Here is a 13,717-nt window from a genome sequence, read left to right as displayed (position 1 = left end):
GGACAGAGAAGCGGCGGCGATGGACGGGCGGCGCGCGGCGCCGTTCACCACACCACTTCCGCCATCGAGCAGTTCAGGCCCGAGCCGATGCCGAGCAGGGCCACGCGGTCGCCCTTCTTCAGCCGTCCCATCTCGCGCAGCTTGCTCAGCACGATCGGCACCGAGGCCGGGCCGATGTTGCCGTGCTCGCCGAAGATGGTCATCACCTTCTTCGGATCGATGCGGAAGGCCTTGAGGAAGGCCTTGGTGTGCGCCTTGCTGACCTGGTGGATGACGAATTCGTCGAGCTCGTCCACCACCCAGCCCAGCGCCTGCTTGGCGGCGGCAAAGGTCTTGTGGCCGAGCTTGAGGCCTTCGATCATCAGCATGCGGCCGTCGGCGACCATGCGGTCGTGGTGCAGGTCGCCCTGGCACAGATGGTTCCACTCAGTGGCCGAGCGGGTCACGCCGCCGCGGTAGCGCGGCGCGCCGGGCGCCAGCTCGGCGCGCGCCAGCACCATGGCGGCGGCGCCGGAGCCGAGGGTGAGCGTGGCGATCTCGTCGCGCATCTGCTCGGCGGTGACGTCGGCGCGGGTCAGGCGGTCGAGGGTCTTCTCGTAGGCGAGGTCGGCGGTTTCGCCGTCGACCACCAGGGCGTAGTCGATCTCGCCGCGCTCGATCATGCGGCTGGCGATGTCCATGCCGTTGAGGAAGGCCAGGCAGGCGTTGGCGACGTCGAAGTTCTGGCAGTTCTCGCCCAGGCGCAGGTTGCCGGCGACGATGCTGGCGGTGGACGGCTCCAGGAAGTCGCGGCTGACCGAGGTGTTGACCAGCAGGCCGATGCGGTCCGGCTCGATGGCGGCGTCGGCCAGGGCCTTCACGCCGGCCAGGGTGGCGGCGTCGGAGGGCTTGACGTCGCCGTCCCAGAGGCGGCGCGCGCTGACGCCGGCGATGGTCTCCAGCATGTCCGCCTTGATCTTCAGCCGGTCCAGGGTCGGCTTCAGGCGGATATTGATCTCCTGGCTGGAGAGCCGCCGGGGGGCATCGATATGCGCCAGACCGGCGATGGCGACGTGTTGGAAGAGCATGGGCTGGCCGCCATCAGGCTGGCAAAAGGGCACATAGGGTACTGGTTTCGGGGACCGTGCGCATGCGTACAGTGTGCCGGTCGCGGAATTCTGAATCCTGGCCCCGGCCGGCCCCTCCGGCCGGAACGCCCGCCGCCCCGGTCCGGTTGCCGGCGCCGGGCGCCCTGCCCCTCAAGGCCTCAGCGCTTGCACTTCCACGCCGCGAAGGTCTGGTTGCCGTTGGCCGGCTGGTCGATCGGGTTGACCGTGTCGGCGTCGATGCCGGCGGCCTCGTTGCGCGCCAGCGTTTCCAGCTCCTCGCGCACGCGCAGGGCGTTGCGGTCGTAGAGCGCGACCTTGCTGGTGACCGAGACGGTGATGTCGCCGCGCTTCTCGCAGCCGGACGGGGCGGCGGTGAGCACCTTCACCGCGGAGGCGCCGGGCGCCATGTGCACCCAGGTGCAGGCGCCGGTGGCCAGGACCAGCGCGCCGATCAGGGCGCCCTTGCAGCTTCGGGAAACGATCACGACCACCTCCTGCCGGAAAACGACGATGCCCGCCATTGTGGCGGGCATCGTCTCGTGCGTACAACGCGGCGGCCGGATCGTCCGCGGCCGGCTGGCGCCGCCGGGGCTCAGTTGCCGCCTGCGGCCTTGCCGTCGGCGTCGACCACCTGGACCTCGCCGACGTTCAGCGCGCGGATCGGCTGCTCGATCTGCTTCAGGTCGCCGACCACCACCCAGGTCAGGGCGTTGGCGTCGATGGTCTTGGCCGCCTCGGCCACCTGCGCCGGGGTCAGGCCCTCGATCTCGGCCTTGCGCTGGAACACGTAGTCGTCGGGACGGCCGTAGCGGACGATGCCGCCGATGGTGCCCATCACCGCGGCCGAGGTCTCGTAGGCGCCCGGCAGGCCGCGGATCTCGGTGGCCTGGATCTTCGACACCTCGGCGGCGGTCGGCGGCTTCTTGCCGGTGACGTAGTCGCCGATCTCGCGCTGCAGCTCCTTCAGCGAGTCGGCGGTCTTGTCGATCTGCACCGGCGCGAAGGCGATCCACGGCCGCTGCCCGATCGCGCCCGAGCTGAAGCTGTAGGCGCCGTAGGCCCAGTGCTTGTCCTCGCGCAGGTTCATGTTCAGGCGCGAGGAGAACTCGCCGCCGAGCACCGAGTTGGCGATGTCGAGCTTCACCGCGCCCGCGTCCTTGGTCGAGGGCACCAGCTCGCCGGCCAGGATCGTGGCCTGCACCGCGCCCGGCTGGTCGATCAGGAACACGCGCGGCTTGGCCGGACGCGCGACCTCGGGAATGGCCGTGGCGGCCGTGGCCTCGCCCTCGCCCTTCCAGTCGCCGAAGTGCTTGTCCAGCAGCGGCACGATCTCCTTGAGCGTGGTGTCGCCGACCACGATCAGCGTGGCGTCCTCCGGCCGCAGCCAGGTGCGCTGGTAGGCGACCAGGTTGTCGCGGCTCAGCGCCTGGATCGAGGCCTCGGTGCCGGTGCCGCTGAAGGGGATGGCGTAGGGATGGCCGGCGCCGTACAGCAGCGGCGGCAGCACGCGCTGCGCGGCGCCGTTCGGGCGCGCCTTCTCCTGCTGGATGCCGGCGATCCAGGTCGCCTTGACGCGGTCGATCTCCTTCTGGTCGAAGCGCGGCTGGCGCAGCATGGTGGCGAACAGCCCGACCGAGGCGTCCAGATTTTCCTTCAGCGCCGAGAGCGAGGCGTTGCTGCCGTCGATCGCCGCGCCCGCGCCCAGGCGCGCGCCCAGCGATTCGGCGCGGTTGGCGAAGTCGAGCGCGCCCAGGTCGCCGGCGCCCTCGTCGAGCATGCCCATGGCGAAGCTGGCCGCGCCCAGCGTGGCCCCTTGGCCGGGCTGACGGCCCAGCTCGATGTCGCTGGCCGAGCCGCCCTTGAACTCGTAGCTCATCTGCACCACCGGCAGGCCGCGGCGCTCGGCCAGGATCAGCTTGGTGCCGTTCTTGAGCGTGGCGCGCTGCAGCTGCGGGAACTTCAGCTCCGGGAACTGCGAGGGCACCTGCACGCCCTTGCTGCGATCGACGTCGCTGGCGGTGGTCGTGTACTTCGGATCGGCCGCCGGCAGCGTCAGCGGCGTCGGGGTCTGGCTCGGCTCCTCGGCCAGCGCGGTGCGCGCGCCGGGCTGCACCACCAGGGTGTGGCTGCCCGCGCCGAGCCACTGGCCGCCCACGGCCTTGAGTTGCTCGGCGCTGCTGTCGGCGACGTTGGCCAGCGACTTGCGGAAGCAGCCGGGATCGGTCTCGTACACCGCGCACGAGGCCAGCGCGTCGGCCTTGCCGCCGAAGCCGCCGATGCGCTCGATGCCGCGCACGAAGCCGGCGCGGAACATGGTCTTGGCCTGCGCCAGCTCGGCCGCGCTCGGGCCCTCGGCGACGAGCTTCTTCAGCTCCTCGTCGATGATCGCCTCCACCTTGGCCGGGTCCACGCCCTGCTTGACGTTGGCGGTGATGATGAAGTTGGAGCCCAGCTGCTGCGTCTCCATGTCGGTGCCGACGCTGTCGACCAGCTTCTCCTCGTGCAGCAGGCGCTTGTCCAGGCGCGAGGACTGGCTGCCGCCCAGGATCTGCGAGAACAGCTGCAGGCGGTCGTTGTCGACGGTGCCGACCTCGGCCACGTTCCACACGCGGTACACGCGCGTCTGCGGCACCTTGTCCTGCATCACCTCGCGGGTGTTCTCGCTGCGCCGGGCCACGTCCACCTTCGGCTGCGCCATGCTCGGCGAGGCCGGGATGTCGCCGAAGTACCTGGCCACCTTCTCCTTGGCGGTCTTCACGTCGATGTCGCCGGCCAGCACCAGCACGGCGTTGTTGGGGCCGTACCAGGTGCGGAACCAGTTCTTCACGTCCTCCAGCGAGGCGGCGTTGAGATCGCTCATCGAGCCGATCGTGGTGTGGTGGTAGGGATGGCCCTTGGGATACATCGCCTGCGAAAGCTTTTCCCACACCTGGCCGTAGGGCTGGTTCTCGCCCTGGCGCTTCTCGTTCTGCACCACGCCGCGCTGCTCGTCCAGGGTCTTCTGGTCGATCGCGCCGAGCAGGTGCCCCATGCGGTCGGACTCCATCCACAGCGCCATGTCCAGCGCGGTGGTGGGTACGTTCTCGAAGTAGTTAGTGCGGTCGCTGTTGGTGGTGCCGTTCATGTCGGTGGCGCCGACCAGCTCGAAGGGCTCGAAGAACTCGCCGCGGTGGTTCTCCGAGCCGTTGAACATCAGGTGCTCGAACAGGTGCGCGAAGCCGCTGCGTCCGGCCGGCTCGTCCTTGCTGCCGACGTGGTACCAGATGTTCACCGCCACGATCGGCGCCTTGCGGTCGGTGTGCACGATCACCCGCAGCCCGTTGGGCAGGGTGAACTCCTCGTAGGCGATGTCGACCTTGGCCGTCGCCGGCGCGGCGACCACCGAGGTCGGCGCCAGGCCGCCGAGGGCGGCGCCCAGGGCGAGCGCGAGCAGGGCGGCGCGGGGACGGCGCGGGGCGCCGAGCGGATGGTGGCGGCGGGCGAAGGACATTCGGCACTCCTGTGCGATGGTCGGAAGACCCCGCATCCTAGCCGCTGCCCGGGACCGTGACCTAGGCCACAAGTCCTCCCCGATCAAATGAATCCGTTTTCATGCCTCGGGCTGGATTCGGAGAGGGGGGATTTTCCCCTTTCCGACGTTTCACTAAAACCGCATTTCCAGCCTGGCCTCCAGCCCGTGGTCGCGCGCGTCCGAGGCGAGCTGTCCCGAGTAGTCCAACCCGAGCGTCACCCGCTCGGAGGCCTGGATGCCCAGTCCAAGTTCCACCACCGCGGCATTGCGCGCCAGCGGCGCTCCGGCGACGGTGAAGGCCTCGCCGGCGGAGAAGGCATGGCGCGCCGTGGCGATTTCCTCGGCGGCATGGCGCCAGCCAAGCGCGCCGTGCAGCCGGCCCGTCGCCGAACCCAGGGCGAAGGTCTTGTCCGCGCGCATGCCGAGCGTGGCGAGCGCGGTGTCCTGCCGTTCGCGCTCGCCGTGTAAGCCGGCCTGCCCGTTCTCGCGATACGGATCGTTCTCCACCTTCACGTAGGCCAGTCCCAGGAACGGCTCGATGCTCGCGCTGCCGCGCTCGATGCGATAGCCCACCTCGGCGAAGGCCTGCATGGTGTTGATGTCGTACTTGGCCTTGGCCGTCTCCGATAGCCCGGGAATATCGATGCGTCGCGTGCTGTCGACCTCGTTCCAGCCGTAGGCCGCGCCGAAGCGTACGCCCAGCCCGTCGACCCGCATCCCGGCATAGGCACCGAGCGTGTAGCCGTCCACGGTGGCCGAGGAGCCGCGATCATCGACGTCCAGTTCGTTGCGGCCGTAGCCGGCGACCAGACCGACGCGCCAGCTATCCGGCAGCGCGCGGTCGGCGCCGATCAGCAGCCCGTGCGCCCGGCGATCCATGCGCGATGCGTTCCTGTCGCCGTCCAGCCGACCGCGCGATCCGTGGGCCGACACCCACGCCTCGCCCTCGCCTTCGGCCATCGCGCGGCTCAGCGCCGCCTCGCGCACGAAACGGCTGTCGTCCAGCAGCGCCGCCTTGGCGCTGGCGTGGATCTCGCCGGACAGGTTGTCGTAGACCGCGCGCACCAGCTCGCCATTCTCGGGCAGCAGCGCCACCGCGTCGTACACCGCGTGGCCGGCGGCGGCGCTGGAGATGCCGTTGGCCACGGTCCACTGGTTGCGTGTCCGCGCGTAGTCCGCGAACTCGATCTTGTTGCGGATCAGCCCGAGATAGACGTGCTTGGCGTCGTAGTTCAAGCGCGGATCGAGGAAGGCGAAGTTCGAGGACACGTTGTCGAAGCGTCCGCTCACGCCACCGTCGGCGCTCAGGATGGTGTAGATCACGCCGGGCTTGAAGTTGCCGTCCGGTCCGACGTGCAGCACGGAACCGCCCGCCAGCGTCGCGGTGCCGGTGGCCTTGATCAGATCGCTGTCCGGCCCTTGCGGATTGGCCTCCACCTCGTAGATCGAACCCGTCTCGAAGCGGATATCGCCATTCACGTTGAGCGTGCCGATCGAATTGCCCGGCGCGATGGTCGCGCCGGATCCCACCGTGGTCGAGCCCACGGTGCCGATGCCCGACAGGCGGCCACCGCTGCGCACGAACAACGTGCCGCCGAGGCTGCCGTCCACGCGCAACTCGCCGCCATTGATATTGGTGGTGCCGAAGAACGCCGAGCCGTCGCCGGTCAGGTGCGTGGTGCCGGCGAGCTGGTTGATCGTGCCTTTGCCTCTCAACTTGGCAGCGAGCACATAATTGTCTGATGTGTGATTGAAATTGAGTGTTGCGGAGATTGAACCCCTGCCAATCTCGATAAAATCAACCTCCAACAATTGCCCGGCCACCGCTGCCGCCTCATCGGCCGCGGCACCGATATTGAGAGTCCCCGACGCCCCAGGCGCGTGACCTATCACAACACCCCAGGTCTTGAGCGTGCCGTTATCGGCAAGCGTCAACACCCCAGTACCTTCATATCCGAGATAAAGATAAGAAGAGTCCCAGACCGAATCCTGCCCAGTAATCGTCACATCGCCATGGGCGCCATTCTTGAAACCGACATAGTCCGTTTGATGAGTCTCGACGACCCCACCTTTCTCGATCAGCATCGAACCGTCGCCGGCCCGGCCAACATTGATTCCGTCGATCGCAACCACTTTTGATCCAGCATCCGTGACCTGCAACAGCCCTTCACCGCCCTCCCCAAACGCAACGAAAATCTGCCCTACCACTTCAATATAGCCACCATCCGTCACCGCAACTACGCCCCGCCCTCTGATGCCGATAGCAAGTTGTCCGCGATAAAAATCCGTATCCTCCATGATTTTCGCCGACGTACCTGCACCAGTCACCAACAATGTGCCCTCAGATCCCGAATCCCGCCCCAGGGTCAGGATATTCGCCCATAATTCTCCACGATCGCGCAGGCTAAACGAGCCTTTCCCCCTGTAGCCAACAACAAGCTCGCCAGCAGACGTGAATGGCCGTTCCCAGGACTTGGCATCGACCAGGGAAATCTGGTTCGTTGTTGTTTCTCTTGCTCTACCGAAGAGCCAAAGCGGTATCGTCGCATCCCAACGCGCGCCATCCGAGAGTTCAACGACGCCTTCGGAACCTGCTTCCTGGCCAAGTATGGCCTGCAAACTATTGACGCCGCCTACTCCTGTCGCCGTCAGCGCACCGTATCCATCCACGCCTACTCTCACCCATTCGTGCCCGATACGTCTTTGCTCATCGTTCGGCAAGACCACGTGCTCGCCAAGGTCGATGATGGTTTCCCCAATTTCATACTGCGCAAAGGCTATATGGCATCCCGAACTCCATCCGATGGCGATGGCAAGCGTGAGTGAGTTATAGCGAAATTTTTTCGACTTCCTGATATGTGACATCGCATCCTTCCTGGCATGTTTGAATCTAAAATCTTAATCCTGATCGGCAAGTGCCGACTGCTGGCAGGCATGTTACCGCACACTTTTTCGACGGCCTTCAACCGCTGAACGGCTACGGCTCCGGCATGCTCGGCAGTCATGGCGCCTGTACGCCGATGCGCGCACACTCACCCCATGGACAAGCCCCACACCCTCGTCACCGGCGCCAACCGCGGTCTCGGCCTGGAGTTCGTCCGCCAGCTGCTGGCGCGCGGCGACCATGTGATCGCCGCCTGCCGCAAGCCCGGCAAGGCCACCGCGCTCAACAAGCTGGCCGGCGACCACCCCGGCCGCCTGCACGTGCTGCCGCTGGACGTGGCCGACCCCAAGTCGCACGTGGAACTGGCGCGCGAGCTGCCGCTGGTGCTGGGCGAGGGCGAGGACGGCGCACCGGCCCGGCTCGGCCTGCTGATCAACAACGCCGGCGTGCTGCATTCGGGCGAGCGCTTCGGCCGGCTGAGCGCGAGCATCGTCGAGGACAGCTTCCGCACCAACGCGATGGGGCCGCTGCTGCTGACCCAGGCGCTGGCCGATGCGCTCGCCGATGGCGCCAAGGTCGCCAACCTCAGCTCGCAGCTGGGCTCCATCGCCGGCGTCTCGCGCTTCGGCACGCCCAGCTACAACATCAGCAAGGCGGCGCAGAACATGGCCACCGCGCTGCTGGCGCAGGCACTGGCGCCGCGCGGGATCTGCGTGCTGGCGCTGCATCCGGGCTGGGCGCAGACCGACATGGGCGGGTCCGAGGCCACGGTGCCGGCGGCCGAGGCGGTGGCCGGACTGCTGCGCGCGATCGAGGCGGCCACGCCCGAAAGCAGCGGCCGTTTCCTCGACTGGCAGGGACGCGCCCTGCCCTGGTGAGGCGGCCCGCGCCTCAGGCCGGCGCCAGCTTCAGCAGCACGATTCCCGCCAGCACCAGGGCGATGCCGCCCAAGCGCCAGGCGTTGAGCGATTCGCCGAACAGCAGCGCGCCGGCGAGCAGCGTGCCGACCGCGCCGATCCCGGTCCACACCGCGTAGGCGGTACCCACCGGCAGCACGCTCAGGCTCCTGCCCAGCAGCCAGACGAAGCCGGCGAGCAGCAGCAGCGACAGCAGCGTCCAGCCCGGGCGCGTGTAGCCCTGCGCGGACTTCATCGCCAGCGCCCACAGCACGTCGAGCAGGCCGGCGAGCAGCAGCATGCCCCAGGCGGCGGCGGTGCTCATGGCGCCCTCAGGCCGCCGCCGCGACCGCCATGCCCTGCGCGCGCATGGCGGCGCGCACATGCGGGCGGGCGGCGATGCGGCGCAGGTAATCGGCCACGCGCGGGAACGGCGCCAGGTCGACGCGGGTGAACTTCGACCAGCCGATCACGGTGAAGGCGTAGGCGTCGGCGGCGCTGAAACGCGCGCCGAGCAGATAGTCGTGCGCATGCAGATGCCGCTCGATCAGTCCCAGCCAGACGGCGATCTTCGCGCGCGCGGCCTGCTGCGCGGTCTCGCCAAGCTCGGGATGGAACAGCCAGGGGCTGTAGGCCTTGTGCAGCTCGCTGCTGATGAAGGTGAGCCATTCGAGCAGGCGGTAGCGTTCGGGCGTGCCCTCGGCCGGCACCAGGCCGCTGTCGGGCGCCTGGTCGGCCAGGTACAGGGCCAGGGCCACGCCCTCGGTGAGCAGGCTGCCGTCATCCAGGCGCAGGGCCGGCACGTAGCCCTTGGGGTTGATCTCGGCGAACGGCTGGCCGCCGGCGGTCAGGCGAGGCGTCGCGGCGAGATCGATGCGCTCAAGTTCGAGGACGATGCCGGCTTCATTGGCGATGATGTGCGGAGAAAGCGAGCAGGTATTGGTGGCGTAGTAGAGCTTCATGGCGGGATTCCTGTTGGAGAGCCGACAGGATGTTGTTGTATCTTCCGCAAGCAAATACGGCATAAAAGAACGAATTACTTGCGTAAAAAGCAAACAACATCGCCCGTCGCCGGCCTCGGCCTGGACGACCTGCGCCTGCTGCTGGCCATCGGCGAACGCGGCAGCCTGGGCGGGGCGGCCAAGCGCCTGGGCGTGGACCACTCCTCGGCCTTCCGCCGCCTGGCCGCGGCGGAGGGGCGCATGGGGGTGCGCTTGTTCGACCGCGCCCGCGACGGCTACACGCCCACGCCCGCCGGCGAGATCGCCCTGGCCGCCGCCGCGCGCATCGGCGAGGAACTCGACGCGCTCGACCGCCAGTTGCTGGGACAGGACCTGCGCCTGTCCGGCCGGGTGCGCGTGACCACCACCGACACCCTGCTGCATGTGGTCGCACCGCTGTTCGCCGAGTTCCGCGCGCAGGAGCCCGGCATCGTCATCGAGGTGGCGGTGGGCAATGCCATCTTCGACCTCAACCGGCGCGACGCCGACCTGGCGATCCGGCCCACCGCCACCGTGCCCGACCATCTGGTGGCGCGGCGCGCGGCCACGGTGGCGATCGCGCGCTACGCGGCGCCGGACTATCTCGCCCGGCAGGCAGCGCGCGGCATCGATGCGGACGCCTTCGCCGCGCACGCGTGGATCGCGCCGGACGAATCGCTTTCGCACCTGGGCAGCGCGCGCTGGATCGCCGCGCACGTCGGGCCCGAGCGCGTCGTGCATCGCGGCGATTCGCTGCTGGCGCTGCTGCAGGCGGCGAAAGCCGGCATCGGCATGACCGCGCTGCCCTGCTACCTGGCCGACTGCGAAGCCGGACTGCGCCGCGTCGGCGCGGTGCTGGAGGACGCCGCGGTGCCGCTATGGCTGATCGCGCACCCCGATCTGCGCCAGGTGCGGCGCGTGCGCGCGCTCGGCGAATTCCTGTTCCAGGCGCTGCGCGCGCGCCAGGCGCTGTTCTCCGGCTCGCAGGCATCGCCGTGAGCGGGGCACATGCCGCCGCGCGCACCGCATAATCGGCGCATGTTCGACGTCCTGCTCTATCAGCCGGAGATTCCGCCCAACACCGGCAACGCCATCCGCCTGTGCGCCAACACCGGCGCGCGGCTGCACCTGATCGCACCGCTCGGCTTCACGCTGGAGGACCGGCAGCTGCGCCGCGCCGGGCTGGACTACCACGAGTACGCGGCGCTGCGCGTGCACGATTCGCTGGAAGCGGCGCTGCAGGCGATCGCGCCCCCGCGCCTGTTCGCGCTGAGCACGCGCAACGCGGTGCGCTACGACACGCCGCGCTTCGCCGAGAACGACGCCTTCCTGTTCGGCCCGGAAACGCGCGGGCTGCCGCAGGAGGTGCTGGAGACGATCCCCGACACCCAGCGCCTGCGCCTGCCGATGCGCCCGGGCAACCGCAGCCTCAACCTGTCCAACGCGGTGGCGGTGGTGGTGTTCGAGGCCTGGCGTCAGCTCGATTTCGCCTGAGGCGCGGCCGCGAACGGCCGCGCCAGACGTCGCGCGCTAGCCTTCGACCACGATCTCGACGCGGCGGTTCGGCGCCAGGCAGGCGATCAGCGCACCGCGCGGCTGCGCCTCGCACTGCTTCACCGGCTCGCGTTCGCCGCGCCCCTCAGCCTCGATCGCGGCGGCGCCGATGCCCTGCTCGAGCAGGAATTGCCGCACCGCCTGCGCGCGGCGCTCCGACAAGGCCTGGTTGGCGGCCTCCGCACCGATGCGATCGGTGTGGCCGACCACGCGCACCCGCGCCGGGGACGCCGACTTCAGCCGCTGCGCGAGCGCCGACAGCTCCGCCCGCCCCTGCGGCAGCAGGTCGGCGACCTCGGATTTTCCGAAGGCGAACATCGCGTCGGCCGACAGGGACAGGGGCGCCGCCGGGGGCGTGGCGACGGGCGCGGACCCCGCGGCCACCGGCGGCGCCGGCGGCTTGAGCAGCTCCGCGCAGGATTCGGGTGCCCAGTGGAAGCTCTGCCCGCGGTAGCCCTTGTCGAAGATCACCTTGTACTGGCAGGTGGTCACGCCACCGCCGTCCTGGCGGAAGTGGAAGAGATAGTCCCACTCGCGCACGCCGGCATAGCCTTCGCGGAAATGCGGCCGGCCGAGCAGCGCGTACAGCTGGTCCTTGGTGACGCCAGGACCGATGGCGCGCAGGTTGTCCAGGTTCGGGAACGTGCCGTCCTTCAGCACGATGTCCTCCGCCTTCGGGAAAACCACCTCGCCCGCGCGCCCGTCGTCGCCGATGTCGCGGCTGACGTGCCGCGTACCGCAGGCGGCGAGTGCGCCGACCGCGGCCAGGGCGAGCACCACCGATCGTGTTGTTGCGGAAATGTCCTTCATGTCCATTCCAATCCGTTATCGAGTCTGTCTGTGAAAGGACGGGACGATGGACCGCACGCATGCGCCAGGGGAGACCCATGTCGCACGGCCCACCGCCCCGAAACGGTGGCTGTTACCACTGCAGGCCGGCGCCGAGCGAGAAGCCCCAATCGCGCACGGTGTTGCCGCTGGCCTGCGCCTTGTAGACGTAGCGGCCGTTCTCGGTGATGCCCGACAGGCCCACGGCCATGCCGTACTCGCTCTGATAGCCGCCGAAACCCACCGCCAGCATGCTCTTGCCCGGCAGGTAGGCCTGCGGCAGGCCGGCCATCGCCATCGCCGAGGCTGTGGCGCCGCGATAGCCGCGGTCGATGTTCCACACGTCGTTCTGCATCTGGTTGATGCGGTTGTCGGTGTACTGGTTGGCCTGGTTGATGGCGTAGTTGACGCCGCCATTGAGCTGGTTGACGTTGACCGCGTCGGTGCCGGCCACGCCCGGTGCCACGCCGGAGATGGTGCGGCCGCCGACGTTCACCTCGCCCGTCGACGTGCTGCTGCCGACGTAGGCGGCGTTGTAGTTGCTCTGCGCGCCCACCGTGGTGGCCGAGCCCGCGCCCAGCGCCACGCTGTTGCCGTGCGAGGCGTTGGCGCCCTGGCCGACGGCGGTGCTGCCCACGCCCGTGGCCTTCGAGCCGGTGCCCAGCGCGGTGCTGTTGTTGCCCGAGGCCTGGCTGTCGTTACCCACGGCCAACGCATTGTTGCCCGAGGCCACCGCGCCGGCGCCGCCGGCGGCGGAGTTGGTGCCGGTGGGGCGCGGCGGCGGCGTGTTGTGGTCCTGGCTGACCTGGAACATGCCGCTGGAGCCGTTCTCGACGTTGGTGATGCGGTTGTCGAACTGGTTGACGGTATTGCTGATCTCGGTGACCGAGCCTTCGACGTTGGTGACGCGATCGTCCAGGTTGGTGATGTCGCCCTGGATGTTGGTGATATCGCCCTTGATGTCGGTGATGTCACCTTCGATGGTGGTGACGCGGTTGTCGAGGTTGTCGATGCGCGTGTTGACGGTGGTGATCTGCGTGTCGGTGTAGGAATTGGCCGAGTCCACGCCGGCCTTGAGCTGGTCGACGTTGACCGCATCGGTGCCGGCGATGCCCGGCGCCACGCCGGTGACGGTGCGGCCGCCCACGTTCACCTCGCCCGTGGAATCGCTGCTGCCCACGTACGCGGCGGCGTAGCCGCTCTGTGCGCCGACCGTGGTGGCCGAACCGGCGCCAAGCGCGATGCTGTTGGCATGCGAGGCCTGCGCACCGCTGCCGATGGCCAGGCTGTTGAGCGAGAGCGCCTGCGCGCCCGAGCCGACGGCCAGGCTGCCTTCCCCGGCCGCCTGCGCGCCCAGGCCCATCGCCACCGCTTCGTCGCCCGCGGCGCTGGCATCCTTGCCGGCGGCGATGGCGTCGGCGCCGGTGGCGCCGTCATTGGCTTCGTTGCCGCCGCCGGTGGAGTTGACGCTGTAGTACTTCACGCCGCCGACCTCGATCGAACTGGCCAGGCTCTCGATGGCCTGGTTGGTCGCGTACAACTGCGAACCGTTGACCGCGTCGGTGCTGGTGGCGCTGACCTGGCCGGCCGCCACGTTCTGGATCTGCCGCTCCGCGCCTGGCGCGCCCACGCTGACCACGCCCACCGGCGCGCCGCCGGCGTAGTTGTAGGTGGTGCGGTTGATGACGCCGCTGGCCGTGCCCACCGCGGCGGCGGTCACGCTGTCGGCGCCCAGCGCCACGCTGTTGGCCTGGCTGGCGTTGGCGCCGTCGCCGATGGCCACGCTCGACTGGCCGCTGGCCGAGGCGTCCACGCCGGCGGCCAGCGCGTTCGCGCCGGTGGCGCCGTCGTTGGCGTAGTTGCCGCCCTGCACGCCGTTGTCGTTGACGCTGTAGTAATGCGTCTGGCCGGCGGCGACCTCGGTGGAGAGATTCTCGATCGCGGTGTTGGTGGCGTGCAGCTGCGAGCCGTTGACC

The 13,717-nt window shown here is 69.0% G+C and carries 11 protein-coding genes; 3 read left to right on the top strand and 8 right to left on the bottom strand.

The window, feature by feature from the left end; genetic code table 11:
* Window positions 1-44: 44 nt before the first annotated feature.
* From MD221_RS06190 to MD221_RS06175, 4 genes are all read right to left on the bottom strand, one after another.
* Window positions 45-1,067 carry a 3-oxoacyl-ACP synthase III gene (locus tag MD221_RS06190; RefSeq protein WP_242108632.1) on the bottom strand — a complete coding sequence of 341 codons (1,023 nt, stop codon included), beginning with the start codon at window positions 1,065-1,067 and terminating at the stop codon, window positions 45-47.
* Window positions 1,068-1,246: 179 nt separating this feature from the next.
* The gene (locus MD221_RS06185; RefSeq protein ID WP_339328416.1) at window positions 1,247-1,621 is read right to left on the bottom strand and encodes a DUF4156 domain-containing protein; all 375 of its coding nucleotides are present in this window, start codon (window positions 1,619-1,621) and stop codon (window positions 1,247-1,249) included.
* 59 nt (window positions 1,622-1,680) lie between these two features.
* Window positions 1,681-4,578 carry a M16 family metallopeptidase gene (locus MD221_RS06180; RefSeq protein ID WP_242108631.1) on the bottom strand — a complete coding sequence of 966 codons (2,898 nt, stop codon included), beginning with the start codon at window positions 4,576-4,578 and terminating at the stop codon, window positions 1,681-1,683.
* Between the two features lie 153 nt (window positions 4,579-4,731).
* Window positions 4,732-7,464 carry an autotransporter outer membrane beta-barrel domain-containing protein gene (locus MD221_RS06175; protein WP_242108629.1) on the bottom strand — a complete coding sequence of 911 codons (2,733 nt, stop codon included), beginning with the start codon at window positions 7,462-7,464 and terminating at the stop codon, window positions 4,732-4,734.
* A 174-nt stretch (window positions 7,465-7,638) separates the two neighbouring features.
* Here MD221_RS06175 and MD221_RS06170 point away from each other — a divergent pair, with 174 nt between their 5' ends.
* Window positions 7,639-8,361: an SDR family oxidoreductase gene (locus MD221_RS06170; protein WP_242108628.1), complete on the top strand. Its 723-nt coding sequence runs from the start codon at window positions 7,639-7,641 to the stop codon at window positions 8,359-8,361.
* A 13-nt stretch (window positions 8,362-8,374) separates the two neighbouring features.
* On the opposite strand, the gene MD221_RS06165 is transcribed toward MD221_RS06170, so the two are convergent.
* Window positions 8,375-8,704 carry a DMT family transporter gene (locus tag MD221_RS06165; RefSeq protein ID WP_242108625.1) on the bottom strand — a complete coding sequence of 110 codons (330 nt, stop codon included), beginning with the start codon at window positions 8,702-8,704 and terminating at the stop codon, window positions 8,375-8,377.
* 7 nt (window positions 8,705-8,711) lie between these two features.
* Window positions 8,712-9,341, bottom strand: coding sequence for a glutathione transferase GstA (gene gstA, locus MD221_RS06160; protein ID WP_242108623.1), 630 nt, complete (start codon window positions 9,339-9,341; stop codon window positions 8,712-8,714).
* A 78-nt stretch (window positions 9,342-9,419) separates the two neighbouring features.
* Here gstA and MD221_RS06155 point away from each other — a divergent pair, with 78 nt between their 5' ends.
* Both MD221_RS06155 and MD221_RS06150 read left to right on the top strand, forming a co-directional pair.
* A complete protein-coding gene (locus MD221_RS06155) occupies window positions 9,420-10,358 on the top strand; it encodes a LysR family transcriptional regulator (RefSeq protein WP_242108621.1) in 939 nt (312 codons plus the stop codon).
* Between the two features lie 39 nt (window positions 10,359-10,397).
* Window positions 10,398-10,853 (top strand): tRNA (cytidine(34)-2'-O)-methyltransferase, encoded by a 456-nt coding sequence (locus MD221_RS06150; protein ID WP_425602220.1) that lies wholly within the window; start codon window positions 10,398-10,400, stop codon window positions 10,851-10,853.
* A 36-nt stretch (window positions 10,854-10,889) separates the two neighbouring features.
* Here MD221_RS06150 and MD221_RS06145 read toward each other — a convergent pair whose 3' ends face one another.
* Window positions 10,890-11,723 carry an OmpA family protein gene (locus tag MD221_RS06145; protein ID WP_242108617.1) on the bottom strand — a complete coding sequence of 278 codons (834 nt, stop codon included), beginning with the start codon at window positions 11,721-11,723 and terminating at the stop codon, window positions 10,890-10,892.
* A gap of 112 nt (window positions 11,724-11,835) precedes the next feature.
* Window positions 11,836-13,717, bottom strand: a 1,882-nt coding sequence (locus MD221_RS06140; protein WP_242108616.1) for a YadA family autotransporter adhesin, incomplete at its 5' end; no start/stop codon positions are given.

Origin of the sequence: Luteimonas aquatica (genome assembly GCF_022662575.1) — a bacterium.
In the GTDB taxonomy this organism is placed as follows: Bacteria; Pseudomonadota; Gammaproteobacteria; order Xanthomonadales; family Xanthomonadaceae; genus Luteimonas; species Luteimonas aquatica.
This window is presented reverse-complemented; position numbering and strand designations above follow the sequence as displayed.

Bases quoted from the DNA above. Each gene is read 5' to 3' on its own strand.
- MD221_RS06145 (WP_242108617.1), bottom strand. From the start codon at position 11,723: ATGAAGGACATTTCCGCAACAACACGATCGGTGGTGCTCGCCCTGGCC.
- MD221_RS06150 (WP_425602220.1), top strand. From the start codon at position 10,398: ATGTTCGACGTCCTGCTCTATCAGCCGGAGATTCCGCCCAACACCGGC.
- MD221_RS06180 (WP_242108631.1), bottom strand. From the start codon at position 4,578: ATGTCCTTCGCCCGCCGCCACCATCCGCTCGGCGCCCCGCGCCGTCCC.
- MD221_RS06190 (WP_242108632.1), bottom strand. From the start codon at position 1,067: ATGCTCTTCCAACACGTCGCCATCGCCGGTCTGGCGCATATCGATGCC.
- MD221_RS06185 (WP_339328416.1), bottom strand. From the start codon at position 1,621: ATGCCCGCCACAATGGCGGGCATCGTCGTTTTCCGGCAGGAGGTGGTC.
- MD221_RS06165 (WP_242108625.1), bottom strand. From the start codon at position 8,704: ATGAGCACCGCCGCCGCCTGGGGCATGCTGCTGCTCGCCGGCCTGCTC.
- MD221_RS06170 (WP_242108628.1), top strand. From the start codon at position 7,639: ATGGACAAGCCCCACACCCTCGTCACCGGCGCCAACCGCGGTCTCGGC.
- gstA (WP_242108623.1), bottom strand. From the start codon at position 9,341: ATGAAGCTCTACTACGCCACCAATACCTGCTCGCTTTCTCCGCACATC.
- MD221_RS06175 (WP_242108629.1), bottom strand. From the start codon at position 7,464: ATGTCACATATCAGGAAGTCGAAAAAATTTCGCTATAACTCACTCACG.